Below are 25,929 nucleotides of genomic sequence, written 5' to 3'. Positions count from 1 at the left end.
TTCCTTTGTTATTCTAATCAAACTTGTACAGGAGCTGGCTTTTCATAACGTAAAACTGGTTTACGTGCAGCCATCGTTTCGTCTAAACGTTTAATGACTGTCGTATGCGGTGCTTCTTGTACAACTTCTGGATTTTCTTCTACTTCTTTAGCGATTTGAATCATCTTATCAATGAAACCATCTAATGTTTCTTTTGATTCTGTTTCTGTCGGCTCAATCATAATACATTCTTCCACATTTAATGGGAAGTAAATTGTTGGTGGATGGTAACCGAAATCAAGCAGACGTTTTGCAATATCTAATGTACGTACACCAAGTTTCTTTTGACGACGACCTGATAATACAAATTCATGCTTACAATGTCTATCGAATGGAAGATCGTAGAATGGTGCTAATCTTCTCATCATATAGTTCGCATTTAATACAGCATACTCAGTTACTGCACGCAAGCCATCTGGACCCATAGAGCGAATATACGTGTATGCACGAACGTTAATTCCGAAGTTACCATAGAATGGTTTCACACGACCAATTGCTTCTGGGCGGTCGTAGTTGAAGTGATAACCATTTTCCGTTTTCTCTAAAATCGGTTTTGGTAAGTACGGAATTAAATCAGCTTTCACACCTACTGGACCAGAACCTGGGCCACCACCGCCGTGAGGACCTGTAAATGTTTTATGAAGGTTTAAATGCACAACGTCAAATCCCATATCTCCTGGGCGTGCTTGGCTTAATACCGCATTTAAGTTTGCACCATCATAGTATAATTTACCGCCTGCATTATGGACGATTTCTGCCATTTCTAAAATATTTTCTTCGAATAGACCTAATGTATTAGGATTTGTTAACATAAGTGCTGCTGTTTCTTCGTTTACAACACGTTTTAAATCTTCTAAGTCAACAAGACCATGTTCATTTGATTTTACTGTAATTGTTTCAAAACCAGCTACAGTTGCAGATGCTGGATTCGTTCCGTGAGCAGAGTCAGGAACAATTACTTTCGTACGGTTAAAATCACCATTTGCTTCATGGTATGCACGAATTAACATTAACCCTGTCCATTCTCCGTGTGCACCAGCTGCTGGTTGTAATGTAACAGTATCCATACCTGTAATTTCAATTAAATGCTCTTGTAAGTCGTACATTAATTCCATTGCACCTTGTACTGTCTTTTCATCTTGCAGTGGATGAATATTTGCAAATCCTGCGAAACGAGCTACATTCTCATTAATTTTCGGATTATATTTCATCGTACAAGATCCAAGTGGATAGAATCCAGAATCAACACCGTGGTTACGGTTTGAAAGTGCTGTATAATGGCGCATAATATCAAGTTCAGATACTTCTGGTAGCTCCGCATCTTCTACTCGAATATAATCGCTCTCAAATACATCTTCTAGTTTCACTTCTTCTACATCTAATTTTGGTAGGCTATATCCTATGCGTCCTTCTTTACTCACTTCAAAGATAAGTGCTTGGTCTTGGTTCTTCATTGGATAGCCCCCATTTCGTTTACAAGTGTGTCAATTTCCTCTTTTGTTCGAAGCTCAGTTACTGCTACAAGCATATGGTTTTCATGCTCTTTATAATCACGGCCTAGGTCGTAACCGCCGATAATATTCTTTTGTAATAATGCATCGTTTACTTCTTTCACTGGACGTTTGCAATCTACAACAAACTCATTGAAGAATGGTCCAGAAAATGTTACTGTGAAGCCTTTCGCTTCAAATTGACGTTTGGCATATTGTGCTTTAGAAATGTTTTGACGTGCCATTTCCTTCACACCTTGTTTGCCAAGTGCCGTCATTGCAACAGAAGCTGCTAATGCATTTAACGCTTGGTTTGAACAAATGTTAGATGTCGCTTTATCACGACGAATATGCTGTTCACGTGCTTGTAACGTTAATACAAATCCACGTTTACCATCTGAATCTACAGTTTGTCCAACAAGACGTCCTGGAATTTTACGCATAAATGCTTTCGTTGTTGCAAAGTAACCACAGTGCGGTCCACCAAACTGCGTTGGAATACCGAATGGTTGTGCATCACCGATTACAATATCAGCACCAAATTTCCCTGGTGGTGTTAATGCGCCTAATGATAATGGATTTGAAGAAACGATAAATAATGATTTTTGTTGATGAACGATTTTTTCAATATCAGCTAATTTTTCAACTTGTCCGAAGAAGTTTGGATATTGAACGATTACACAAGCAACTGTATCATCTACTTCACTTTGTAATACGTCTAAATCTGTTACACCATCTTTATGATTAATTTCAACAACTTCAAGATTTTGACCTTTTGCATACGTTTCAAGTACTGCTCTTGATTCTGGATGAACCGCACTAGATACAAGAATTTTCTTTTTGCGAGTATGGCCAGCTGCTAACATTGCCGCTTCAGCTAAAGCTGTTCCCCCGTCATACATAGAAGAGTTTGCTACATCCATTCCTGTTAATTCACAAATCATTGTTTGGAATTCAAAGATTGCTTGTAATTCCCCTTGTGAAATTTCTGGTTGGTATGGTGTGTAAGCTGTATAAAATTCTGAGCGAGAAATAACATGATCTACAATTACTGGAGCGTAATGATCGTATACGCCTGCTCCTAAGAAAGAAGCGTATTCTTTTAAGTTAGCATTTTTACTAGCCATTTGAGATAGCTCTTTTAAAAGCTCTGGCTCTGATTTTGCTTCTTTAATTTTTAAATCCCCTTTAAAACGAACACTCTCTGGAATATCAGAGAATAATTCATCGATCGTTTGAACACCGATCGTTTGTAACATTTCTTTTTTGTCTTCTTCTGTCATTGGAAGATAACGATGCAACATGAAATCTACCCCTCTCCCCGTTACTTTGAACGTTTGTAAAATGGTGTTGGAACAACTACTGCTTTGACGCGTTTATTACGAATTTCAATTTCTACTTCTGTATCAACTGCTGCGTATTTTACATCAATTAGTGCTAAACCAATGCTTTTCTTTAACGTTGGAGATTGTGTACCACTCGTTACTTCCCCAATTTTTTCTTCACCAATAAATACAGGGTAATGCGTACGAGGAATTCCACGTTCGATTACTTCGATGCCGACTAATTTACGAGGCGCACCGTTTTCTTTTTGCTCTTTTAACGTTGCTTTTCCAAAGAAGTCTGCTTCTTTATTTGTTTTTACCGCAAAGCCAATTCCAGCCTCAATCGGTGTAATATCTTTTGATAATTCTTGTCCATAAAGTGGTAATGTTGCTTCGAATCGAAGTGTATCACGAGCACCTAAACCACATGCTTTTAAGCCCTCTTCTGCTCCAACTTCAAGAAGTTTCTCCCAAAGTTTTGCAGCATCTTCACTCTTACAATAAATTTCGAATCCATCTTCACCTGTGTAACCTGTACGAGATACAAGTGTTGGAATTCCATCTACAAGAATATCGTTTTTAAATTTAAAGAACTTAATTTCTTTCAAATCTTCTGACACAACTTTTTGTAAAATGCCTTCTGCTTTTGGTCCTTGAATTGCAAGCTGTGCAACTTCACTAGAAACATTGACTACTGTCGCATCGCCAATTACATGACTTGCTAACCATTCGTAATCTTTCTCGATATTTGATGCATTGATTACTAATAAATAGTCTTCTTCACCACGTTTGTAGATTAATAAATCATCTACTGTACCACCATTTTCGTAGCACATAGCTGTATATTGTGCGCCCCCTACCTTTAAGGTAGATACGTCATTTGTAACAACACGTTGTAAAAATGCTAAACTATCTACACCTTTTACCTCAACTTCTCCCATATGAGACACATCGAACAAACCCGCAGCTGTACGTACAGCTTCGTGTTCTTCTTTAATGCTTGAAAATTGAACTGGTAATTCCCAACCACCGAAGTCGATTGTTTTCCCACCATACTTCGCGTATACATCAAATAACGGTGTACGTTGTAATGTAATCATGCTCTCTCCCCCTTATGCTTTGACAAATCAATAAAAGTTGCTTCCCTTTTCTAAACATTTTCATTCTGAAAAGATAGGATATACGGAATCTCATTATATTTTTTTATGAAAGCGTAAATAAAAAATCACTTTCTTGGATAAAATACGAAAGATTCCACACATTTCACACCATTATCCTAACATCATTCGCTATATTTCATCAATATTCTAGCATAAAAAATAATTTAGAATTTTTTATGTTAAAACACAATAAATACAGCTTTTGAGATTTAATACTTTATTATTGTCTATCATATAGCCTTTAATAACGATAATTATGCCTTCTTTTAAGGCAAATCATCATACATTAAAAAATAATTACTTTAGTTTATAAAAGGTGGGAGAGTTGTAATGAATGTCGATATTTCCGTAGATCGGACATGGCAAAACAATTTTTTAAATAGAATTGACGAAGATGGTCCTTGGACAAACTGGGATTTATATCACTTAGCTTATGAAACAGAAAAATCGTTACTTGTTCCTACTTTTGATGGACTACAAGCACCGAAACATTTATCCCATTTCACACCGCTTCCGCATCAATTAGAAGTCGCTCAAAATGTGATTGAACAAATGAACGGTAAAGCGATTCTAGCAGATGAAGTAGGCCTTGGAAAAACAATCGAAGCTGGACTTATTTTGAAAGAATACATGGTCCGCGGGCTTGTGAAAAAGGTACTTATACTTGTCCCAGCTTCTCTCGTATCACAATGGGCATACGAACTGAATACAAAGTTTTTCATTCCCGCTGTAGCACAAAAGAAAAGCTACTCATGGGAACAAGCTGACGTAATCGTATCATCAATTGATACTGCGAAACGTTCACCACATCGCGATATCGTGTTGAACTTGGAATATGACCTTATTATTATCGATGAAGCACATAAACTGAAAAACAATAAAACAAAAAACTATGAATTTGCACAACGATTAAAAAAGAAGTTTTGTTTATTACTAACCGCTACTCCTGTTCAAAATAAGATTGATGAAATTTTTAACCTTGTTTCTTTATTAAAACCAGGACATTTAGGCAATCAATCCAACTTTGAAGAATATTACGCTTCCAAAAATCGCTCAGCCGAATCAGATGAAGACTTAAAAGCTCTCATTAATAAAGTAATGGTGCGAAATAGACGACATAATACCGGTATCGATTGGCCGAAGAGACATGTACGTACAATTTTTGTTGAGTTTAATGAACAAGAACAAGCTCTATATAATGATATCGAAAATTGGCGAGGACAAGACGCCTTCACATCTGCTTTCTCATCGTTAACTTTAAAACGTGAAGCGTGTAGTAGTCGGGAAGCTGTTTACTATTCATTGAAAAAGCATGTAGAAAAAAGACAGAAAGAAAATGAACATTATATAAAAGATCCACATATCGATGTGCTAATGGACAAAATTAATCATATTCCTTTCAACTCAAAAGCAAATAAAGCTCTTGAGCTTATAAAAGAAATTGACGATAAAGTCGTTATCTTCACAGAATATCGAGCGTCACAAATGTACTTACAATGGTTTTTACAACAACACGGTATTTCTTCCGTTCCATTCCGCGGCGGGTTTAAACGCGGGAAGAAAGATTGGATGAAGGAGCTTTTCCAAAACCACGCACAAGTATTAATTGCAACTGAAGCTGGTGGTGAAGGGATTAACTTACAGTTTTGTAGCCATATGATCAATTATGATTTGCCATGGAATCCAATGCGTCTTGAGCAAAGAATCGGACGTATTCACCGTCTTGGACAAAAAAATGATGTTCATATTTATAACTTAGCTACAAAGCATACTGTTGAAGAACATATTCTGAAACTGTTATATGAAAAAATCAACTTATTCGAGCGTGTTATCGGTGAACTCGATGAAATTTTAACAAGAATTAATATGAAAAACATCGACGCGCACATTCAAGAAATTTTCGCGCAATCAAAAAGCGAAGGTGAAATTAGAATTAAGATGGAAAACTTAACATCTATTATCGACTTTGCGAAACGAAATGAAGCTGAGGTGCAAGGCTATGCAGCAACATGAAATTCATAATTACTTATACAATTTCTTTGAGGCGAATAACTGTGAAATTTTAGAACGTTCTCCTCATTTATTAGATGTACAGTTAACAATTGAGATGGATAAATTATTAATGAATCGCCCTTTTTATTGGCACTATCTTGAGAAAACAGGAGGCGTACCGAATCCAATGCGCCTTACTCTTATTACAAATCCAGAAAATGAAGAAAATGATGGTGAGCTTATTCACTACGGTTCACCACGTCTACATCAAATTTTCCAAACGACAAAAGAATTAGGCTCATACATACGTTTATATGAGGATGTAAGACATAATGGGGCAACACATACACCGCTCCACCCTTGGCTCGGTATTAATATAAAAGTTTCCTATCAATGTGATCGAAAAAAAGACATCCTTCACTCGATTGGTATTCATCTCATTTCTGGAACAATGATGGCAAACTTTCATGAAACATTAACAAACATTAAACTTACACCAAAAATACCTGATTTTTGTTTTACGCTCTCGCCCATCATTAAACCTCAAAGTGGTTTACAACGCATAGAAGACGCTTTAAAAAATATAATTGCAGAAGATGACCATACGTGGGCAAAAGAAGCAAGAGTGCGTTGGAATCATGATTTAGACCTTTTAAACCGTTTTTATGAAGAAAGTGACGAACTTCCTGAGAGCTATGAAATTGAAAAACAAGCTCTGCAAGAACAGTATGAACCACGTATTACAGTGCAAATTATTAACGGTGGACTCTTTTATGTTACCGCGAATCATTTTCTATCAAAATAAAGCTCCTTCTGCTTTAGAAGGAGCTTTATTTCGAGTTATTCTCTATCCTCATTACGCTCTTGTTGTTTTTGCTTTGCCATGCGTTTTTGATACGCACGATCCTTCGCGCTCACATGATTTGCATCAGTTGGAAGATTTTCTTTCGAACGTCCAATTCCATTGCTCATCTTTCCCACTCCTTTTTACGTTTTTCAGAATACATGTTTATTTTCAGCTAGAGTTACAATCCTTATACAAAAAAAAATAAGAGCAGCCATTGGCCACTCTTACTCGCTCACATATTTTTGAAACATATCATGGATGCCTTTATTTACTAGGTTCGAGATCTGCTCGTCAGATTTATTCGGATAACGATCACGCAATCTGATAGATGCCTTCACCATTAAATTTTCTAATACAGAACGGCCACCTTCTCCATAAATAATTTCAGCATATTTAACAAGCCTTCCATCCTCTACTGTTGCTGGATTATGATTGAAGAAAAATTTACTCATTGTCTCCACCTCTCTCTTTTGATAACGTTTACATTTATATAGATTATTTATGTTATTTATTTCACAATATTGTATGCATGTATATTTAATTAGTTTCATTATAAAGCAACATATAGATAGTAAATATGTGATTTTCCGTCCATTTTGTGAACAAATCAAAATGAAAGCGTTTCCTTTATTATATACTAAAAAAACTTACTACGCTAGGGGCAATTTTTTTCAATCTACTAACCCCTCGAAAATTGATATATTTTTTCTTTTCCCATTAAACCTTATACAATTTTCAGAAATTATATTATAAAATATATGTATGACTTAAGGAGGCTTTGTATGAATCAAAATAAAAAAGCTATATTAGATCTTGTCTTTTATCTCGTAATCCCATTCCTCATTTGGAAATTTGCAAAACCTTATATCGATCCTTATTACGCGATGTTACTTTCCTCTGTTCCGGGGATTATTTATACACTGTATACCTTTAAAAAAGAAAAACAGTTTAACGTGACAGGGTTCTTTATTTTAATTACACTTATTTCTAATACAACGGTAGATTTATTATCTGGGTCAGCTGAACGAATGTTGTGGAATGATGCATATTATCACATCGTACTCGGTATTATCGTCATCTGTACAATTTTCATAAAAAAACCACTCATGTTATATTTCGCTGCGGATATTGCAGCGCTGCAAGGGCATGACCGCGATAAAAGTCGTGAGCTTTATCGTGATAGTCGTATCTATCCAGCACTACAATATTTAACGTTATTTTTCGGGCTGCAATTTATATTAAAAAGCTTTTTAAAAATTTATTTCATCTCTGTTTTTGGTGTAGATGGCTATGGTGAAATGAGAGCGATTATGACCGCTGTCGGCTGGGGCATTTCTATTTGTATCGGAATAGGGTTCGTATGGGTTAACAATAAAATACATGCCGTTACGGAAGAAAAAGAATCCGTGCAGTAAATAAAAATCCCCTAGTGTAATACGACACTAGGGGATTTTTGGTTTGCTAGACATATGACTAAAATTTAACTTGATTTTTTTCTTTTACTTTTTACATTTCGGTAAAACAAAGCAGCACTCAGCGGCATAACACCAAACCACTTATTCATAAATGGCTCTTTTTCAGCACGGCGTTGTTCTTTCTTTTGTTTTCGATCTTCTTTTGGAGCATCCATATACGACACAAACTGCTGCGTCACAAAGCGAACATAATCATTAGTAGACATATTATCATCACCTCTACTTGATTAGTATGTCCACTTTTTTATACATTAATCTTTTCCTTTAACTCATTCATAATTTGCCTTACAGGCTTATTTGTCGTATCGATATGAATGTGAGCCTCTTCATAATAAGCTCGGCGTGATTCAAATTTCTTTACGAATGCATCTATATCTTTCTTTTGAAATAGTGGACGTGTCGTATCTTCACGAAGCCTTTCTGCAATTACATGCGGATCACAATATAAATACACGACAGTTCCGTTCTCTTTCATCCACTTGCGATTTTCCGCTCGTTCAATAATTCCCCCACCAGTTGTAATAATGACATTATGGACTGGTAGCGAACGTAACATTTCGCTTTCATATTCCCGAAAAGCCATTTCACCTTCTTCGGCAAAAATATTTCGAATTGCCTTCTCTTGCTTCTCTTCAACTTTTTGATCAGTATCTACAACATCTATTTGAAGTTCTTTACTTAACGCTTTTCCAATTGTTGTTTTTCCTGCTCCCATATAGCCGGTTATGTATATAGATTTCATTTTCTGTCCTCTCAATCGTCATTTATTAATTGTTATTATAACGAAAGATGCTACTTTGTTTAATAAAAAACGTTTTGTTCTTATACTATGAAGAACAAAACGTAACACTCGCTTTTACTTATAAGTACCTCTTCTCACCCACTGCGTTGCAATCCATTTCTCGCCTTTCGTTACAGGTGCCCCTCCGTGTAACGTAAGCTCATTTAGTGATTGATCTTGATAAAAATACTCAAAGTATACTGCCATTCCCTTTCTAGGGTGTACAGAAAGATTTAATTTCGGGAAGTACGTTTCCCCGCCTTCTTCTACATCATTTAAGTACATTACAAGCGTACTAATACGATTGTTAGCAGCTGATCTACTATGTTCCGCAAAATAATCATAGTGTGCTTTATATTGTTGATCCACTTCATAATTTAAAATGTGCAATCCTTCACCATGCGACGCAGGAACATTCATGATAGATGAAATTCGTTTTTCAATCTTTAAAGTAAGTTCACTGTCTTCTAAAAATGCACCGCTACTTGTTCGAATATCATTTACATCACGTGATGAACCAACTTTAGAACGCTTCATTTTATTTTTAGACATTTCAATTAATTCATCACACTCTTCATCACTCAGTACATTTGCTAATACGACAATAAGAGGTTCTTCGAATTTTGAAATAATGTGTATTTCTCTATCTTCTGTCATAATCGTATTTCCTTTATGATCAAAAATAGTTTGTTCCTTATTTTCACCTATTTGATTGTTGTTTGTCATTTCCCTATTCTCCCTAAAAATAATGATTGGATAGCATGAATATATCACATTCTTTCTACCTTTCTCTTTTTTGAGAAAATTTAAACTTTTAATCATTATATTTATCCATTTCTTCTAAAAAATCAATTCAATTTACAATAGAAATCCCTGGTTTTTCTTCGTATTTTTTACATATTATCCTTCTATCCAATCGACTATTTTTCCATCCTTTTTTCTATACCGAAAGCTCACCGTATAGAAAGCTTCCTGTTTGAGTGTGCACTGTAACGCAACGAGAATTAAATCATTTTCAAAGACATAATTTCCACTCGCTTCTCCCTTTTCATACTGAAAGAAGAATGTACCTTCATTTTCTTGTTGCTGTAAGTCTTTTTTTATATCTGTAATAGATCGGTTAAGTAGTTCATCCAGTAAAAACTTTTGTTCTATTTCTATATAAAAATTTTTATCTGTAAACAACATATTTGTTTCGTATATAAAAAAAGAAGTTAATAAAATAAGAAAGATAATCGTCCCAGGCATTGTAAATCCATTTTGCTTTCTCATACGTTTATTCCTATTTCGCTATATCGCATAACTACACCTTCATATATTTCCCCACTAGTATCTTTCACATTTATAATGAGTACATGAGGTGTTAGTTTGTAAGAAACCGTTCCAATATTTTGTAAAACAACTTCCCTCCCGCGCCTATTTACCTTTCTTATAAGACGACTATTCTCTTTTTCATACGATACTTCACTCCCATTACGCGATCGGAATCGTAAAATACTTTCTCCATTTTCAAATGCTAGCTGTTCTCCAGATGATACTTCACGAAACTCCAATTGCATTTGACCTAAAAACACATTCCACTCCCAATCATTTAACCCTTTCGACTGTTTATTTTCCATTTCAATGAAATGTAGGCGGGGAAAGAGCAAAAAAAATATTGATAATAGAAACAGACATACAATCATTTCTATTAATGAAAAACCAAATTCTAATTTATTTTTTCTCCTACATAAAAGCATTGTTCCATCATTCTGTCTTTCACATCTCTCCACATGGTACAAACTTCGTTGCCTCCCCAATATGTGTAATACACAATTCCATTTATATTCTTTTCTATTATTCGCTTTTCTTCATTTCCATACATATATATAGCTGCTTCTTTTTTTAATAACCCAGATGCCTTATAACGAATTTGTATATTTTTTCTTTCTTGCATAACTAATGCTGTTTGCGGTAGTAGTAACGATACAGCCATCATTAAAACACTTAACGATACAATCATTTCAGCCATTATGGATCCTTTTTGACATTTCACGATACGTAAATCTCCCTCTTCCAAGCTGAAATACAATTTCATATTTATAATTTCTATACGAAATTATAATCGTACCACCTCTATTAATATTTCCACTTGGATTATATGTCATCGGATTTGGAAACGTATGCAAATCGATTTGTATATCTTCTTCATACTCTCGCTTGACGATATAATACTTTGTACCTGACTCTTTTATAGCATACATATTTCTATCTTTATGCCAACGTAATGTATAGTGCTTTTGACGGTTTATCGCTAATTGCTGCATATATAAAATATCATTTGAAAACTGTCTCAAAAATTGTTCAACTTTTTGTCGCTCGTATAAGGAATGAACACTAAAATACGTAACTATACTTAATACAGAAATAGCAAATAAAACGAGTAACATTTCTAAAAAAGTAAATCCTTGCTGTTTCACAATGCCCTAATTGATACTGTGCCATCATCTGATATATGAATAGATTCGCCATTCGGACACTTATCAGTTGTAATATACTTTTCATCTGCCAGTTCTTTTAACGATGGAATTTTATTATGTTGTAATTGATATACTTGTATTTGCGCTTCTATAGATTTCACGTAAGCTGCACACCCTTTTCCTTGGACCGATGAGCGCTGTGTAACTACATTCGGAATAATTAATAGTAATAATATAGTTATGACAACCATTACTAATAGCATCTCTAACAGAGTAAATCCTTCCTCATTTTGCATACAAATGCCCCCTAAATAGAATCCATCATTTGAAACATCGGCATAATCATCGCTAAATACATAAGGACAACGATTCCTCCAATACATGTAAATAAAATAGGCTGAATGATAACTAACATATGTTTAATTTTCCGTTCCATCTTTTCCATAATAAGATCGCTATAGTCACCTAATTCAATCCCTAAATTGCCGTTTGCTTGTCCATGCGTAATAACATAAGAAAGTTCTTTCTCGTAATACCCACTTTTAGCAATGATAGATTGTAACTGTTCTCCTCCAATTAATTGTCTTTCAATCCGGCTCGCTTCATATTGAAAGAACGGATGATATCTTTGCTCCATCATTATTGTTAAAGCTTCGCATACTGATAGTCCACCATTTAATAAACCACTCAACTGAGTAGCAAAATAATGTGAATGCTTTAAAATAAGAAATGTTTTGATGAGAGGAATACGAAGCATGATTTTTACCTGTCTAATATGTGGAAGTTTCCTAAAATACAACATATATAAACTACATCCAATAATAACAGTTAAAATAGCGGTTAAAATAATGTAAGGTAGCAGTTTTATTGCACTTAGAATTTGTTCTGTAAGTAGTGGTGTATTAGAACCGAACGAACTATAAACCATTTCAACCTGAGGTAATAAAATGAGTTTAAAAATAAAAAGCATGATTAGTAAAAAAAACATCAAAAACATAGGATACTGCATTATTTTCATCATGTCTCTCCTATACTTATCTTTCTTATAAAGAAGTGCACTTCCTTGTTGCAAAGCAAAAGAAATATCACCATGTTGCTCGGCATAAAATAAATAACTTAACATGTCCTGATGAAACTTTAACTGATGAAAAGAATCGTGTAGACTTTTCCCATCTTTTAACCCCTCAATCATGCCCTGCAATTGTACTTTCTTTTCTACAGGTAATTGAAACTGTAAAAATTCTAATGCTTGTAAAAGAGAGTAGCCTTTTTCTAATAATTCTCCTAAACGTTTCAACAATACTACTTGATCACTTAAACTCCAAGTTTTCTTAAACATAAACATCTTCTTCTAAAAAACCTAAAGCATATCCTTTTCGTATTGACGATTCTAAAGTCTCATGTTTGTAAGTAACACATTCTCCATCTGCTTCTTTAAGCGCTTGTTTTAACTCATATCCATATAGTAGCTCATAAATGCTTGCTTGCCTTACTTGCCTCATTGATTTACATAAAGTTGAGCACTTTCCTCTGCAAAACGGACACTTCAATTCGACAAGTCGCTGTGCAGCCACAGCCAATAAAGACTGTTCAATCTCTTGCCTCGTTATACCATAATCCATGAAACGAATGATTGCTCCTTTCGCATCATTCGTATGCAGCGTTGTCATTACTAAATGTCCTGTCAAACTTGCTCTTATAGCTATTTTTGCTGTTTCTTCATCACGTATTTCACCGACTAAAATAATATCTGGATCATGACGTAAAATAGCCTTTAATCCTGTTTCATATGTGAGACCCGCTTTTTCATTTATTTGAATTTGTAATACATCGTCACTTCTTTTTTCAACCGGATCTTCAAGTGTAATGATGCGGCGTGTTTTCTTTTTTCTAATTACCTCTAATAATGCATACATTGTCGTCGTCTTCCCAGATCCAGTCGGTCCAGTAAACACGAGTAGCCCCTGTGAATAGCGTAAAAACGAGAGTAGTTTTGCTGCTGTACTTGGAAATAACGAAAGATGTGATAAGGGCTGAACAGATGCTTGTAAATGGAGGCGAATAACAAGACTTTCTTGATATACTGTTGGAAGTGTTGAAAGGCGTAAATACACTTCTTGTCCATCAATTTGCAAATACAACGAACCATTCTGTGGCTTCCGTTTCTCTCCTATGTCCATAGATGCTAAAAATTTGAAATGTGAGACAAGTTTTTCTCCAAACTCCTTTTCAATACACTGTCTCGTCATTAAATCTTTTCCTATACGTAGTTGCACCGCTACATCCTTCTGCCGGGGCACAATATGTAAATCTGACGCTTGTACCCTACACGCTTCTTTTAAAATTGCATTCGCAAAAATTCCAATCCCATTCATCACTTTTCCCTCCTCACTATGTATATAGCATGAAAACATGCGCAATAAAAATTGGGACTTTTGTATTTTCAATAGAAGAAAAAGGAAAAATATGTTTGTGAAATTATGAACAATTTCCGAATTATTGTCTGAAATTACCTATACTTATGTTTATCTGTATTATAATGTTATTATCTTGGATAAAGTGATAAAGGTGGAGATCCTCATGGAACAAGCTTTAAAAATTACAGGTGTTTTAGCTGACCCAACTCGTTATTACATTTATAAATATATTTCGCAAAAACATAGTTACGTAACGGTACAAGAAATTGCAGATGAATTCGATATTCATCCAAACGTAGCACGTTTACATTTATCTAAATTAGAAGATGTTCATATGCTTAAATCGGAAACGAAGAAAACTGGAAAAGGCGGAAGACCAAGCAGATTATATGTCTTATCTGAAGATGTTATTCAATTGCAATTTCCATTCCGTGATTATCAATTGTTAGCAAGAATCGCATTCAATTCTTTACTTAGCCTTGGCGCTGCTGGTGAGAAAGCGCTATACGAAACAGGAAAACAATTTGGGGCAGAATTAATGCAACAACATATGCTGCGTTTAAATGTGAGTGAAGATGCTTTAACAGTGGAACAAAAGGTTCAAATTGCAAAAGAAGCTTTCTCAACAGCTGGCTTATCACCTGCATTTGAATTAAGTGCAGATGGAACAAAAATTTTCTATGATGTACACAATTGTCCATTTAAGGAAGTTGCTGTTCATCACCCAACTGAAATTTGTAACATGCACGGAGATATGATGAAAGGAATTTTTGAAATCCTATTCCCTAACATGGAATTAACTCGAAATGATAGTCTATTAGATGGATGTAAATCTTGTAATTATAAACTAACAATTTAATTTCTCATATAAAAAGAAGCCATTTATAAATGGCTTCTTTTTATATGAACGAATATTTACAATAGTAAGAAAAATAAACTATAATGAGGTGAGGTTTACTTTTTTTAGAAAAGGAGGGAGATGGCATGGAGCGCATGTTTCGCGTTCTCGGCTTTTGGACTGGAATTTTCTCGGTTATGTTTTACGTAGGGGATATGCAACAGGCCGCACTACTATTTTTAGGACAAACAGGATTCTTCGTACTTTTAAGCTATTTAAAATTAACAGAGCGTATGTATATATACGTATTCGGGGCATATTTAACTGTTTTCTTCATAGGATTTACATACTACACGACATTCTTACTTGTGCCTGGAGCTGGACATTAAAAGATGGCATTTTGCCATCTTTTTTTTAATTCCGTAATTTCCTAGTTGACTTATAGGTTTTATTACCTTATATTCTATATAACAGATTGGAATTAGGGGGAATCAACATGAATACACTGCTTGTCGGAATTAACGTTGCAGTCATGCTCATCTTAGTTGGCGTATTATATTATATGCAACGTAAGCATGTATCTTTTAATAAACGTGTATTTACCGCTTTAGGAGTCGGTATTTTATTCGGTCTTATATTACAATTTATTTATGAGCCAACTTCTAAAGTAATTATTGAATCAAATACTTGGTTTGGCTTAATCGGTAACGGTTATGTAAAATTACTTCAAATGATCGTTATGCCACTTATTTTAGTATCTATTATTTCAGCATTTACAAAATTACAGTTAACGAAAAATCTTGGTAAAATTAGTGGCCTTATTATCGGTATTTTAATTCTTACTACAGGAATCGCTGCAGCTGTCGGTATCGCTGCAAGTGCAGGATTTGATGTATCTGCAACAGGCCTACAACAAGGTGATGCAGAATCTGCTCGTCTGAAACTAGTTGAAGAAAGATTTACTTCTATTGAAAAGACAACAATTCCAGATAAATTATTAGAGCTATTACCTACAAATCCGTTTCTTGATTTAACAGGCGCTCGTCCAACATCAACAATTTCTGTCGTAATATTTGCAGCCTTTATCGGCATTGCCTTTATAGGTGTAAAACGAAAATATCCAGAACAAGCAGAACTATTTAAGAATATGCTTGATGCTGTATATGCAATCGTAATGCGTATGGTAACATTAATTTTACGCCTTACTCCATACGGCGTATTAGCTCTTATGGCAAAAACAGTTGCTGGTAGCGATATAAATGCTATTTTAAAACTTGGTAACTTCGTGTTAGCCTCTTACGTAGCACTTATCGTAATGTTTATCATTCACTTATTATTAATTGCATTGTCTGGTTTAAATCCAATTCAATATTTGAAAAAAGTGTTCCCTGTACTAACTTTTGCATTCACATCTCGCTCTAGTGCTGGTGCGATGCCATTAAATATTGAAGCTCAAAAAGAAAAGCTTGGTATTTCCGAAGGAATTGCAAACTTCGCAGCTTCATTTGGGGTATCTATCGGACAAAACGGTTGCGCAGGTATTTATCCAGCAATGCTTGCAATGATGGTCGCTCCAACTGTAGGAATTGATCCATTACAACCACAATTTATTTTAACTTTAATCGCTGTTGTTGCTATTAGCTCATTCGGTGTTGCCGGAGTTGGTGGCGGCGCAACATTCGCAGCTTTAATCGTACTATCTACGATGAACTTACCAATCGGTATTGTTGCTCTAGTTATCTCGGTTGAGCCATTAATCGATATGGGGCGTACAGCTCTTAACGTAAGTGGTTCTATGACAGCAGGTCTTATTTCAAGTAAATGGCTTGGTGAATTAGATCAAGATACGTACAATCAAGATGATACAAAAACTGGTGAAATTGCTTCATAATGAAAAAAGACGCTAACATACAATTGTTAGCGTCTTTTTTATTCCGTTCCCTCTTTATAGATTTTATCTTGAGAATTATCACTCCAAGTATTCTTCTAGTTACTCTTTTAACTCTTCCTCAATCTCATAACAAGATTCATCAGCGAGTTCCCCTACTTTCTTACTCCCCAAAATGTTTGATTGAATTGGCATTCCTAAAAAGATTCTTTCGCATTTCCAAATTAGAATATTATGAAATTCAATCATCTCTTTTTCTTCATCTAATATAGCTATAGCAACTGATGAATAATAACCCACCTCAAAGGGATTCTCTTTTTCTCTTGCAAATCCCATATCTAATTCCATGTGTTTTTCTATTTATAAATGCGAATACTCTTTATGCAGTTTAAGTGATATTCGCTCTATTTCCTTCTCCATACATTGAATGTTCTCTTTTAACTCCAACATAAACTCCTGTTCTTTATATTTCATTTTCGCCTCCTTAAACATAGAAAAAGAGAATACAATAACATATCCTCTTTCCTCAAATATATTTCATTATCTCACAGCCCGTCCTTTTCACAAATAACCATTTTGTTCGCACCATTTATGAAATTGTCCTACGTCTACTCCAACTAACACGATATCCTTTAGCTCTACATCAATGATTTGTTCTCCAATTACAATAGCAAACTGCGATGCTAATTTTGTCTTGTTTTTCTTTACAATTCCAATTCGGTTCCGATGCGGTCCATCTTTTATATATGCTTTTTGTCCTACAATATCAAAGTTCAAGATTCTCACCTCTTTTACTGCGCTCAAATTGGAAATACGATCTCCACCTCGGAAAATTTCCTTTCATTGCACTATTTCTCTATATATATGACGAAACAATAAAAGAGTCCTTCCTTCTTTACAATTATTTTTTCTTTGTTTCATTTTTGTGATTGAAACGTAAAGTTTATAATAAAATACATTTGGAAGCGCTTTCTATGTAATTTTTTATGTTATAATATATAAGTAGAACTTCGCAAAGAGGGTTAAAAAATGAATACAAAAATGATTAAAAAAGTAATTGAAGCATTAAAAGTATATGGCTTTCAGGATGTATCATTCTGTGACAAAACGAAGCAATTTTTATTTCATAACGAAACCGATATTATGAGCGGCTATGCAGAAATAACATATAGTAGTCAATTTGAAAAATTCAACGTACAAATTCATCCAATTGAAACACATCACCAAGCAGAGTTACAAGAGATTGAAAGACATATACAAGCTTGTATAAGAAAAGTGGAATATTTAAACGCACTTCTTACCGGGCAGACAAAACTAGATGATAAAATTATTATTATGTAAAAAAGAACGTGATCCAATCACGTTCTTTTTTCATTATACGTTCATCTTTTCCTTTAGTTGTAATCCTGTAACAGATTCTAATACATCCATCGATTCTCCAAATGTCATATCAAAAATTGTCTTGTCCTCTATGTATGGAAATTGTCTGAAACGCTTTTCTAACACCTTCACAGCATCTGATGTAAAGCTTGCACTATCAATGCCAAATTCTGTTTCAAGAAGAACTATCCAATCTAGCACATGAAAACCTAATCCATTGACGAATGAAATAAGTTTTTCTTCTGGGTTTGAAGATAAGAATACTTGGCGTTCCATCTCACTAAAAAGTTCTTCTCCTAAGATTTCAGCTAACTCATCATCATGTTCACGTTCAACAAGTTCTTCGTAGCCGTAATCATCCACAAGCTCTTCTACTTCTTCACTATCCTGACAAAGCAATTGACTAAGAAGTGCCTCTTTCTTAAATTCACTATTTTGTACGACTTCTAAAAAGCTCGTTTCCCATCCATTTTCTAATTTCATATTATGTACTCCTTTATATACGTTTCTTATCATCACTGTACCCAAAAGATCACTTTTATAACCTTTTAGGTAGTTACTATTATTTCATATGATTCATAACATAAGATGCAAACTCAGCTACATCTCCTTCAAAAATATTTATTTCCGGCAAGTGATAGAACGTTGTTTGGAGCGGGTTTTCTGCCTGATATACATATATCGTTTTCTCTAGTGCAATCGCCATTCCAAACTTTGTATGGCTCCCGTTTCCGCCATCTAATATAAGTAAAAATACATCCGCTTTTTTTACAGCGTTTTGTTCTGCCTGACCAATTTCTCTTAATTGTTCTTCATTCGCTACTCTTTCGTTTTTTGTCCAATCATATGTATGGTGCCATCCTGCATGTTTCAGTTCATTTGCTACGGAACGTACAAGATGTTTATTTTGGAAACCTGAGGCGATATAAAAATTCATTTATATACACTCCTTCATTATGTATGGGGAAACTCCTTTTTAGCGTTATTTGTTATAGCTATAATAAAGAACAACTTCAAAAAAAATCCCCATCTTTAAAACTTATTTGCGTTTAAATGATGAGATGCTTCATGGTCTTCTTTTATTTTTTGTTTTTTATAACTTTCATCAGCTAACATTTCTAGTTCAGCTGTTATCTCTGACTTTTCAAGCTCTCTTTCTTGCGAAAATTTCCTTGAAATATAAACAATAACACTACCAACGTACAACACAAAGCATATAATAAGTGCAGTATTTTCATAGAGACTTAGCTCCAACACAGTCACTCCTAATCCATTCGTATTTTCACGCTTCATTAATTGGAATTTCCCTATTAACCCATTTGTTATCCCGCTATTTGAGGGCAGTAAGACTCCCTCCTCAAAATTCAGTAAAAGTAAAGAAGTTAGATGTGGGATGCACCCAACTGATTAAAGTTTCACTTTATTGTAACATAAAAATATCAATTCTTGGAATCTTTCACCCTACTAAAAGAGGCATGATTGTTTCATCATGCCTCTGAAATATTTTGAATGATTGTTTTAATTGCTTCTTTTCCATTATATTTTTTTAGTGCTGTTTTATACTTCTCATTATTTTGATTCAATTCTTCGACATACTTTATAAGAGATTTTACAGTTACATCTTCTTCATATAATACGGAGGCATACCCTTTCCTTTCAAAGGACTCTGCATTTAATATTTGATCTCCACGGCTTGCAAATTTCGATAATGGAATTAAAACCATCGGCTTTTGTAATGTTAAAAATTCAAAAATTGCGTTGGAGCCCGCGCGTGAAATAACAAAATCTGTTACCGCTAATATATCTGGCAGTTCTCCATGTACATATTCAAATTGTCTATATCCATCTTTATTTTGTAAACTTTCGTCAAGGTTACCTTTTCCGCAAAGGTGAACAATTTGATACTTGTTAAGAAGTTCTGGTAATGCTTCTCGAGCCGTATCATTAATTTTTTTCGCGCCCAAGCTGCCCCCCATAATCGTAATAACTGGCTTTTTACGTGAAAAACCTAAAAATGCTAAACCTTTTTCACGATTTCCCTTCAGCACTTCTTCACGTACAGGAGATCCCGTATATATTACTTTTTCTTTCGGTAAATGTTTCGCTGCTTCTTCAAATGTAACAAATATTTTCGAAGCAAAACGAAGCGCAATTTTATTTGCTAGTCCTGGCGTCATATCAGATTCATGTAATAAAACTGGTACTCTATTTAGCCATCCTCCAATTACGACTGGTACAGATACGAAACCGCCTTTTGAAAAAATCACATCTGGTTTTAGTTTTCGAATCCTTACATACGCATCCATAACACCCTTCATTACAAGAAAAGGATCTTTTATATTTTTCAAATCAAAATAACGACGTAGCTTTCCACTCGAAATACTATAGTAGGGAATGCCTTCCTTTTCTATAATCGTTTTCTCAATACCTTGATGAGAACCAATATAAGAGATATCCCAGTTGTCTTCCTGTAAATATGGGATAATGGCTAAATTAGGTGTTACATGTCCTGCCGAACCGCCACCTGTAAAGACTATTTTCTTCATACGTCTCCCCCTTCAAGACTATAATACACTAAAATATCTTGCCTCAGGGTGAGAAAATACCATAGCCGTTACGGATGCTTCTGGCTCCATCATGAATCCTTCTGTTAATGAAATACCTATTTCCTCTGGATGAATTAAGCGAAATAGCTTTTCTTGATCTGCAAGTTCTGGACACGCTGGATAACCAAATGACACACGTATTCCTCTATATTTCGTACGGAAACGTTCTTCCATCGTCAGTTCAGGTGAGTCCGGAATGCCCCAGCGATCACGAATGAGCATATGTGTTTTTTCAGCAAGTCCTTCTGCTAATTCAAGCGCTAACGATTGAATGGCATGACTACGTAAGTAATCACCTTTCCCCTTCCACTCTTCAGCAATGTCCCGAACTCCTTCCCCAACCGTAACAGATAAGAAAGCAACATAGTCCATCTCATCTCCAATTGGGCGCAAATAATCACTTAAAGTACGATAGGGGGCCTTTCCTTGTCTAGGGAATGTGAAACGCTCTATAACACGTGTATGATCTTCTGGATCATATATTACAATGTTTTGTCCGTCGCTTTGCGCTGGGAAAAATTGATACACTGCTTTCGGCTTTAACCAAGATTGTCCTTCCTGCAATAATTCATCTATTAAATCATTTAATTCATGCGCTCTCTTATCTCCCTCTTTCAAAAGCTTCTTCACATTTCCTTTTAATCCAAGGTGATGCCCAAGTAGCATTTGTCTATTTAAAAATGGGGCGAGATGAAGGGCCGGAATATCGCGTAATACAATTCGTTTTGTTGAATCAGGCACGATAACTTCAGCCTTCGGTAATAGCTCAATTACTGCTGGAATTTCTACTTTCTTCTCCTCTTTTTTTACGATATGAAGATGACGTTCTTTTTTATCCTGTTTCATCTTCTCACGCTCTTCTTCTTTTTGAAGCTTATTAATAATATCGAGCCCCGTCATCGCATCACTCGCATAACAAACGAGCCCTTTATATGATGGTGAAATCCGATTATCTGTAAACTTTCTCGTTAACGCTGCACCACCTACAACAATGGGCACATCAATATTTGCTGCTTTTAAATCTTCAGCAGTCGTTACCATTTGTTGCGCTGATTTTACTAATAAACCTGAAAGACCTATAATGTCTGGCTTCTTTTCTTGTACTTCTTGAACAATTCGATCCGAACGTACATTAATTCCTAAATTAATAATCTCATATCCGTTATTCGCTAAAATAATTTCAACGAGATTTTTCCCAATATCATGCACGTCACCTTTTACAGTTGCTAATAACACTTTCCCTTTTTTCGCACTATCACTAGATTCCATATGTGGCTCTAAATAGCTTACAGCGGCTTTCATACTTTCGGCACTTTGCAATACTTCAGCAACAATAAGTTCATTATTATTAAATAGTCGTCCTACCTCGTCCATCCCTGTCATAAGCGGACCGTTAATAATATCAAGAGGTTTTCTTCCTTCTTCAAGTGCAAGACTTAAATCCTCGTGTAATCCTTGTTTCGTACCTTCTACAATATAATTTGCTAGTCTTTCATCAAGCGTTAACGTTTCTTGCACAACGACATCTTTCTTTTTAGCAACTCGGTAAAAATTTGTAAATTCTTCCAATGTCTCTTTCGTCGTTTCAAACAGTAATGCATCTGCAAGTCGTTTTTCTTCCTCTGGAATCGACGCATAGCGTTCTAATTTTTCCGTATTCACAATCGCGTAATCTAATCCTGCTTTCGTAGCATGGTATAAAAAAACTGAATTTAATACTTCACGTCCAGCCGGTGGTAAACCAAATGATATGTTACTTACACCTAAAATCGTTAAACACTCTGGTAACGCTTCTTTAATAAGGCGAATTCCTTCTATAGTCGCTGCCGCTGAACCAATATATTCTTCATCACCTGTCCCTACTGGAAACACAAGTGCATCAAAAATAATATCTGACGGGCGTATTCCATACTTCTTTGTAAGTAATTCATAGCTTCTTTTCGCAATTTCTATCTTTCGTTCCGCACTAACCGCCATACCGTCTTCATCAATTGTTCCTACAACTATAGCGGCACCATACTTCTGAAGAAGCGGTGTCACTTTTTTAAATCGTTCTTCTCCATCTTCTAAATTAATTGAATTAATAACAGCTTTTCCTTGAATATAAGTAAGAGCTCGCTCCATCACATTTTCATCTGTTGAATCAATCATAATCGGTACTTTTAAAACTTTCGTAACTTCTGCTAAGAAGTTTTCCATATCTTCTATTTCATCGCGATCAGGATCTGCCATACAAATGTCAATAATATGAGCATTTTTCTTCACTTGCGCTCTTGCCACTTCAGCAGCCTCTTCAAATTTCCCTTCTGCTACTAATCGTTTAAATTTACGTGACCCAATAACATTCGTTCTTTCACCCACAAATAACGGTCTCATAGACTCATCATATTGCAGTGCTTCTAATCCACTAACTCCATGTCCTTCTCTCTCATGATGGTCACGAGGCTTAAGAGGTGCTAGCGCGGATTTCATTGCTTTTATATGTTCTGGTGTCGTGCCACAACAACCACCAATAATATTAACCCATCCTTCTTCAGCAAATCGCTTCACCTTTTCAGCAAGAGAAGATGGAGATTCATGGTAATGTCCATCTTCATCAGGAAGACCTGCATTTGGATAACAAGAAATGTAACACTCCGATAAATCAGATAGTGAACGAATATGGTCCCTCATAAACTCCGGACCAGTCGCACAGTTTAACCCAACAGATAATGGTTTCATATGTTCTACTGATAAATAAAAAGCTTCAATTGTTTGCCCAGCCAGAGTCGTTCCCATTGGCTCAATCGTTCCTGAAATCATAATAGGAACCGTTTTTTTCAGTTCTTCAAATGCAGCTTGAATTCCAATATAAGCTGCTTTCACGTTACGCATATCTTGACTCGTCTCAACGAGTAATACATCAACTTCTCCTTTTAATAATCCTCGTGCTTGCCTTGTATAAGCCTCAATCAATTCTTCAAAAGTCACACCACCAGTAACACTAATTGCTTTCGTTGTTGGTCCCATCGCTCCCGCAACATATACTTCCTTCCCGCTTTCTTTAACAGCTTGCTTCGCCAAAAGTGCTGCCTTTTCATTTAGTTCTTCATCTAAATGAGACAGCTCATAATCACTTAGTACAATATTCGTTGCCCCAAATGTATTTGTTTCAATAATATCCGCTCCAGCTTCAATATAAGCTTTATGAATCTTTAAAATAACGTCTGGTCTTGTTTCTACTAAATATTCATTACAGCCCTCGTACTCTTCCCCTCCGAAATCTTCAGCAGTTAAATCCTCTTGCTGAATCATTGTCCCCATTGCACCATCTAATATTAAAATGCTATTTTTTAATTTTTCTTCTATACACTTCATCAATTAATACCTTCTTTCACTTCTTGCTTTTCTCTTACATATTTAACAAGATGTTCTGTAATTTCATACTTTAAAAATGGTGTAATAAGATAAATACCATTAAAATATTTCATCGCTGCGTCAATCAATTCTTGTGAAATGCGAATCCCTTCCTCAATTGCTGCCTCTTTCGTTTCATGTCCATCCATTCTCTCTCTTATTTCTTCAGGAAGAGTAATACCCGGCACCTCAAAATGAAGAAAATCTGCATTCCGCTTACTTACTAACGGCATAATTCCAATAAAAATAGGTTGTTCCAAATGCTTTGTCGCTTCATACACTTCTTCAATTAACTTGATATCATAAATTGGCTGAGTTAAAAAATACTCCGCTCCAGCATCTATTTTTCGTTCCATCCGCTTAACCGCTGCTTTTAAGTGCCTTACATGAGGATTAAATGCGCCGCCTACAGAAAACCTTGTCGCCGGTCCAATTGATTTCCCTAAAATTGAACGTCCACCGTTCATTTCTTTAATCATTTTAATAAGCTCAATAGAGGATAAATCATATACAGAAGTGGCACCGGGAAAATCACCAACGCGCGCTGGATCACCAGTTAAAGCTAACACTTCTTCCATCCCTAACGCCGATAAACCTAACAAATGAGATTGTAGTCCAATGACGTTATGATCTCTACACGTTAAATGCGTCAATACCGGGATATCATGCTTCGTTAATAACGCACCCATTGCCATATTAGAAACACGAGGTGATGCTAATGAATTATCTGCTAGAGTAATAGCATCTGCTCCCGCTCTTTTTAACGCTCTTGCTCCTTCAAAAAAACGCTGTGTATCTAACGTTTTCGGTGGATCTAATTCCACTACAACTGTCGTTTGTTTTTTCGCTTTCTCTGCTAGAGTGACGTGAGCCTTCGAGCGTTTCTCATGCGTATGAACGACTTTCGGCCTTTGAATCGTGTCTTTTTCTATTACAGGGGTAATATTCGCAACAGCGCGCTTCATACTTTGAATATGTTCTGGAGTCGTACCACAACAACCACCCAATAACCGAATACCTTGCTCAATAAATCTCGGTGTCATCGCTTCGAAATAAGCTGGGCTTCCCTCATATACGTAACGTCCCTCCACATAATTCGGGAGACCTGCATTTGGGTATGCTGATAAATAGCCATTTTGCGGAATCGATATCATTTTGAAAGCTTCCGTCATATGAAGCGGCCCTAGTTGACAATTCAATCCAACAACATTTGCACCGTAATCTATAAGTTGCTTTAATATTTCATTGACATCATTTCCATTTTGAGTCGTACCTGCTTCATGTAACGCTAATTGAGCAACAATTGGAATATTCGTTTGCTTACGCAATACTTTAACGGCATGAAGTAATTCAAATTCATCGTAAAAAGTTTCTAATAGTAATCCATCAACCTGTTCTTCTAGTAAAGCCTCCGCCTGTTCAAGTAACATAAACTCTCTTTCCATATCAGTCGTTGTAACAGCTCCGATATGTTTCATACCACCGATTGTTCCTAAAATTGCATTTTTATCTGCCACAGATGCTTTCGCCAGTTTTACTGCCGCTCTATTAATTTCTGTAACTTGATTTTCTAAACCATACATACGTAATTTCGCCTCATTTGCTCCATACGTATTCGTTTGAATTACATCTGCTCCAGCAGCTACATATTGTTTATGAATTGATATAATTAAGTCTGGATCAGATACATTCAATTCTTCAAAACTACTTTGCAAACCATGTGAATGCAATAACGTCCCAACCGCACCATCACCTATTACAATTCCTTTTGATAATAAATCTAGTAATTTCACGAATCTCCCTCATTTCTATCAATATAAAAAACCCCTCTTCACT

The 25,929-nt window shown here is 35.4% G+C and carries 29 protein-coding genes and 2 pseudogenes; 8 read left to right on the top strand and 23 right to left on the bottom strand.

All coding sequences use genetic code 11. The features are described 5' to 3' along the window. Positions 1 to 17: 17 nt before the first annotated feature. The 3 genes from gcvPB to gcvT are packed head-to-tail and all read right to left on the bottom strand — an operon-like array spanning position 18 to position 3,954. The gene (gene gcvPB, locus CGQ22_RS03490) at positions 18 to 1,493 is read right to left on the bottom strand and encodes an aminomethyl-transferring glycine dehydrogenase subunit 2 (RefSeq protein WP_000795690.1); all 1,476 of its coding nucleotides are present in this window, start codon (positions 1,491 to 1,493) and stop codon (positions 18 to 20) included. Further along, a complete protein-coding gene (gene gcvPA, locus CGQ22_RS03485) occupies positions 1,490 to 2,833 on the bottom strand; it encodes an aminomethyl-transferring glycine dehydrogenase subunit 1 (RefSeq protein WP_000903242.1) in 1,344 nt (447 codons plus the stop codon). The genes gcvPB and gcvPA overlap by 4 nt, the downstream gene beginning before the upstream one ends. A gap of 20 nt (positions 2,834 to 2,853) precedes the next feature. Further along, entirely contained in the window at positions 2,854 to 3,954 is a 1,101-nt protein-coding gene (gene gcvT, locus CGQ22_RS03480) for a glycine cleavage system aminomethyltransferase GcvT (RefSeq protein WP_000631774.1), read from the bottom strand. Between the two features lie 390 nt (positions 3,955 to 4,344). Between gcvT and CGQ22_RS03475 the strand changes: the two genes are divergently transcribed. Both CGQ22_RS03475 and CGQ22_RS03470 read left to right on the top strand, forming a co-directional pair. Then, on the top strand, positions 4,345 to 6,027 hold the full coding sequence (locus CGQ22_RS03475; protein ID WP_001100037.1) for a DEAD/DEAH box helicase: 1,683 nt from the start codon (positions 4,345 to 4,347) through the stop codon (positions 6,025 to 6,027). Further along, entirely contained in the window at positions 6,014 to 6,811 is a 798-nt protein-coding gene (locus CGQ22_RS03470) for a YqhG family protein (protein ID WP_001183964.1), read from the top strand. Before CGQ22_RS03475 ends, CGQ22_RS03470 begins: the two co-directional genes overlap by 14 nt. A gap of 35 nt (positions 6,812 to 6,846) precedes the next feature. On the opposite strand, the gene CGQ22_RS32325 is transcribed toward CGQ22_RS03470, so the two are convergent. Both CGQ22_RS32325 and CGQ22_RS03460 read right to left on the bottom strand, forming a co-directional pair. Next, the gene (locus tag CGQ22_RS32325; RefSeq protein WP_000064668.1) at positions 6,847 to 6,978 is read right to left on the bottom strand and encodes a hypothetical protein; all 132 of its coding nucleotides are present in this window, start codon (positions 6,976 to 6,978) and stop codon (positions 6,847 to 6,849) included. Positions 6,979 to 7,077: 99 nt separating this feature from the next. After that, entirely contained in the window at positions 7,078 to 7,305 is a 228-nt protein-coding gene (locus CGQ22_RS03460; RefSeq protein WP_000032702.1) for a hypothetical protein, read from the bottom strand. 73 nt (positions 7,306 to 7,378) lie between these two features. On the opposite strand from CGQ22_RS03460, the pseudogene CGQ22_RS32320 reads away from it, so the two are divergent. Together CGQ22_RS32320 and CGQ22_RS03450 are read left to right on the top strand one after the other, a co-directional pair. Next, a pseudogene (locus tag CGQ22_RS32320) lies at positions 7,379 to 7,494 on the top strand (GTP pyrophosphokinase). A gap of 141 nt (positions 7,495 to 7,635) precedes the next feature. Beyond that, entirely contained in the window at positions 7,636 to 8,268 is a 633-nt protein-coding gene (locus tag CGQ22_RS03450) for a VC0807 family protein (RefSeq protein WP_001073110.1), read from the top strand. A gap of 65 nt (positions 8,269 to 8,333) precedes the next feature. On the opposite strand, the gene CGQ22_RS03445 is transcribed toward CGQ22_RS03450, so the two are convergent. The 10 genes from CGQ22_RS03445 to comGA all read right to left on the bottom strand — a co-directional run bounded on the left by CGQ22_RS03445 (position 8,334) and on the right by comGA (position 13,943). Further along, complete coding sequence (locus tag CGQ22_RS03445) at positions 8,334 to 8,534, bottom strand: YqzE family protein (protein WP_000106083.1); 201 nt, start codon at positions 8,532 to 8,534, stop codon at positions 8,334 to 8,336. A 38-nt stretch (positions 8,535 to 8,572) separates the two neighbouring features. After that, on the bottom strand, positions 8,573 to 9,070 hold the full coding sequence (locus CGQ22_RS03440) for a shikimate kinase (protein WP_000836647.1): 498 nt from the start codon (positions 9,068 to 9,070) through the stop codon (positions 8,573 to 8,575). A gap of 114 nt (positions 9,071 to 9,184) precedes the next feature. Beyond that, the gene (locus CGQ22_RS03435; RefSeq protein WP_000183865.1) at positions 9,185 to 9,835 is read right to left on the bottom strand and encodes a 2OG-Fe(II) oxygenase; all 651 of its coding nucleotides are present in this window, start codon (positions 9,833 to 9,835) and stop codon (positions 9,185 to 9,187) included. A 174-nt stretch (positions 9,836 to 10,009) separates the two neighbouring features. Then, positions 10,010 to 10,381, bottom strand: a complete 372-nt coding sequence (gene comGG / locus CGQ22_RS03430; protein ID WP_001231319.1) for a competence type IV pilus minor pilin ComGG — start codon at positions 10,379 to 10,381, stop codon at positions 10,010 to 10,012. After that, complete coding sequence (gene comGF / locus CGQ22_RS03425; RefSeq protein WP_000923105.1) at positions 10,378 to 10,848, bottom strand: competence type IV pilus minor pilin ComGF; 471 nt, start codon at positions 10,846 to 10,848, stop codon at positions 10,378 to 10,380. The genes comGG and comGF overlap by 4 nt, the downstream gene beginning before the upstream one ends. Next, the gene (locus tag CGQ22_RS03420; protein ID WP_000829463.1) at positions 10,818 to 11,120 is read right to left on the bottom strand and encodes a hypothetical protein; all 303 of its coding nucleotides are present in this window, start codon (positions 11,118 to 11,120) and stop codon (positions 10,818 to 10,820) included. The genes comGF and CGQ22_RS03420 overlap by 31 nt, the downstream gene beginning before the upstream one ends. Further along, the gene (comGD, locus tag CGQ22_RS03415) at positions 11,113 to 11,568 is read right to left on the bottom strand and encodes a competence type IV pilus minor pilin ComGD (RefSeq protein ID WP_000813141.1); all 456 of its coding nucleotides are present in this window, start codon (positions 11,566 to 11,568) and stop codon (positions 11,113 to 11,115) included. Before comGD ends, CGQ22_RS03420 begins: the two co-directional genes overlap by 8 nt. Then, positions 11,565 to 11,864 (bottom strand): competence type IV pilus major pilin ComGC, encoded by a 300-nt coding sequence (gene comGC, locus CGQ22_RS03410; protein WP_001178686.1) that lies wholly within the window; start codon positions 11,862 to 11,864, stop codon positions 11,565 to 11,567. The genes comGD and comGC overlap by 4 nt, the downstream gene beginning before the upstream one ends. Positions 11,865 to 11,875: 11 nt before the next feature. After that, the gene (gene comGB / locus CGQ22_RS03405) at positions 11,876 to 12,913 is read right to left on the bottom strand and encodes a competence type IV pilus assembly protein ComGB (protein WP_002164182.1); all 1,038 of its coding nucleotides are present in this window, start codon (positions 12,911 to 12,913) and stop codon (positions 11,876 to 11,878) included. After that, complete coding sequence (gene comGA, locus CGQ22_RS03400) at positions 12,900 to 13,943, bottom strand: competence type IV pilus ATPase ComGA (protein WP_089148286.1); 1,044 nt, start codon at positions 13,941 to 13,943, stop codon at positions 12,900 to 12,902. The genes comGB and comGA overlap by 14 nt, the downstream gene beginning before the upstream one ends. 205 nt (positions 13,944 to 14,148) lie before the next feature. On the opposite strand from comGA, the gene CGQ22_RS03395 reads away from it, so the two are divergent. From CGQ22_RS03395 to CGQ22_RS03385, 3 genes are all read left to right on the top strand, one after another. Further along, positions 14,149 to 14,844 carry a helix-turn-helix transcriptional regulator gene (locus tag CGQ22_RS03395; RefSeq protein ID WP_000434104.1) on the top strand — a complete coding sequence of 232 codons (696 nt, stop codon included), beginning with the start codon at positions 14,149 to 14,151 and terminating at the stop codon, positions 14,842 to 14,844. A gap of 125 nt (positions 14,845 to 14,969) precedes the next feature. Continuing rightward, positions 14,970 to 15,212 carry a DUF2626 domain-containing protein gene (locus tag CGQ22_RS03390; protein ID WP_000440717.1) on the top strand — a complete coding sequence of 81 codons (243 nt, stop codon included), beginning with the start codon at positions 14,970 to 14,972 and terminating at the stop codon, positions 15,210 to 15,212. A 107-nt stretch (positions 15,213 to 15,319) separates the two neighbouring features. Next, positions 15,320 to 16,714, top strand: a complete 1,395-nt coding sequence (locus tag CGQ22_RS03385; RefSeq protein ID WP_001094346.1) for an L-cystine transporter — start codon at positions 15,320 to 15,322, stop codon at positions 16,712 to 16,714. A gap of 99 nt (positions 16,715 to 16,813) precedes the next feature. Here the strand turns inward: CGQ22_RS03385 and CGQ22_RS03380 are convergent. Both CGQ22_RS03380 and CGQ22_RS03375 read right to left on the bottom strand, forming a co-directional pair. Further along, a pseudogene (locus CGQ22_RS03380) lies at positions 16,814 to 17,185 on the bottom strand (hypothetical protein). Between the two features lie 87 nt (positions 17,186 to 17,272). Further along, complete coding sequence (locus CGQ22_RS03375) at positions 17,273 to 17,488, bottom strand: DUF3912 family protein (protein ID WP_001008332.1); 216 nt, start codon at positions 17,486 to 17,488, stop codon at positions 17,273 to 17,275. 252 nt (positions 17,489 to 17,740) lie between these two features. Between CGQ22_RS03375 and CGQ22_RS03370 the strand changes: the two genes are divergently transcribed. Next, entirely contained in the window at positions 17,741 to 18,052 is a 312-nt protein-coding gene (locus CGQ22_RS03370; protein WP_001093237.1) for a hypothetical protein, read from the top strand. Positions 18,053 to 18,085: 33 nt separating this feature from the next. Here the strand turns inward: CGQ22_RS03370 and CGQ22_RS03365 are convergent, their stop codons facing one another. From CGQ22_RS03365 to CGQ22_RS03340, 6 genes are all read right to left on the bottom strand, one after another. Beyond that, positions 18,086 to 18,574, bottom strand: coding sequence for a hypothetical protein (locus CGQ22_RS03365; protein ID WP_000764269.1), 489 nt, complete (start codon positions 18,572 to 18,574; stop codon positions 18,086 to 18,088). 79 nt (positions 18,575 to 18,653) lie between these two features. Next, positions 18,654 to 19,028 (bottom strand): nucleoside 2-deoxyribosyltransferase, encoded by a 375-nt coding sequence (locus CGQ22_RS03360; protein WP_089148285.1) that lies wholly within the window; start codon positions 19,026 to 19,028, stop codon positions 18,654 to 18,656. A 95-nt stretch (positions 19,029 to 19,123) separates the two neighbouring features. Continuing rightward, positions 19,124 to 19,384 (bottom strand): DUF3966 domain-containing protein, encoded by a 261-nt coding sequence (locus tag CGQ22_RS03355; RefSeq protein ID WP_000817964.1) that lies wholly within the window; start codon positions 19,382 to 19,384, stop codon positions 19,124 to 19,126. A 194-nt stretch (positions 19,385 to 19,578) separates the two neighbouring features. Beyond that, entirely contained in the window at positions 19,579 to 20,637 is a 1,059-nt protein-coding gene (gene murG, locus CGQ22_RS03350; protein WP_000724778.1) for an undecaprenyldiphospho-muramoylpentapeptide beta-N-acetylglucosaminyltransferase, read from the bottom strand. 18 nt (positions 20,638 to 20,655) lie between these two features. Then, positions 20,656 to 24,054 (bottom strand): methionine synthase, encoded by a 3,399-nt coding sequence (gene metH, locus CGQ22_RS03345; RefSeq protein WP_046945819.1) that lies wholly within the window; start codon positions 24,052 to 24,054, stop codon positions 20,656 to 20,658. Beyond that, on the bottom strand, positions 24,054 to 25,886 hold the full coding sequence (locus tag CGQ22_RS03340) for a bifunctional homocysteine S-methyltransferase/methylenetetrahydrofolate reductase (RefSeq protein ID WP_000770349.1): 1,833 nt from the start codon (positions 25,884 to 25,886) through the stop codon (positions 24,054 to 24,056). The genes metH and CGQ22_RS03340 overlap by 1 nt, the downstream gene beginning before the upstream one ends. Positions 25,887 to 25,929: the final 43 nt, after the last annotated feature.

This window comes from Bacillus sp. M13(2017) (assembly GCF_002218325.1).
GTDB classification, from domain to species: Bacteria; Bacillota; Bacilli; order Bacillales; family Bacillaceae_G; genus Bacillus_A; species Bacillus_A thuringiensis_K.
This window is presented reverse-complemented; position numbering and strand designations above follow the sequence as displayed.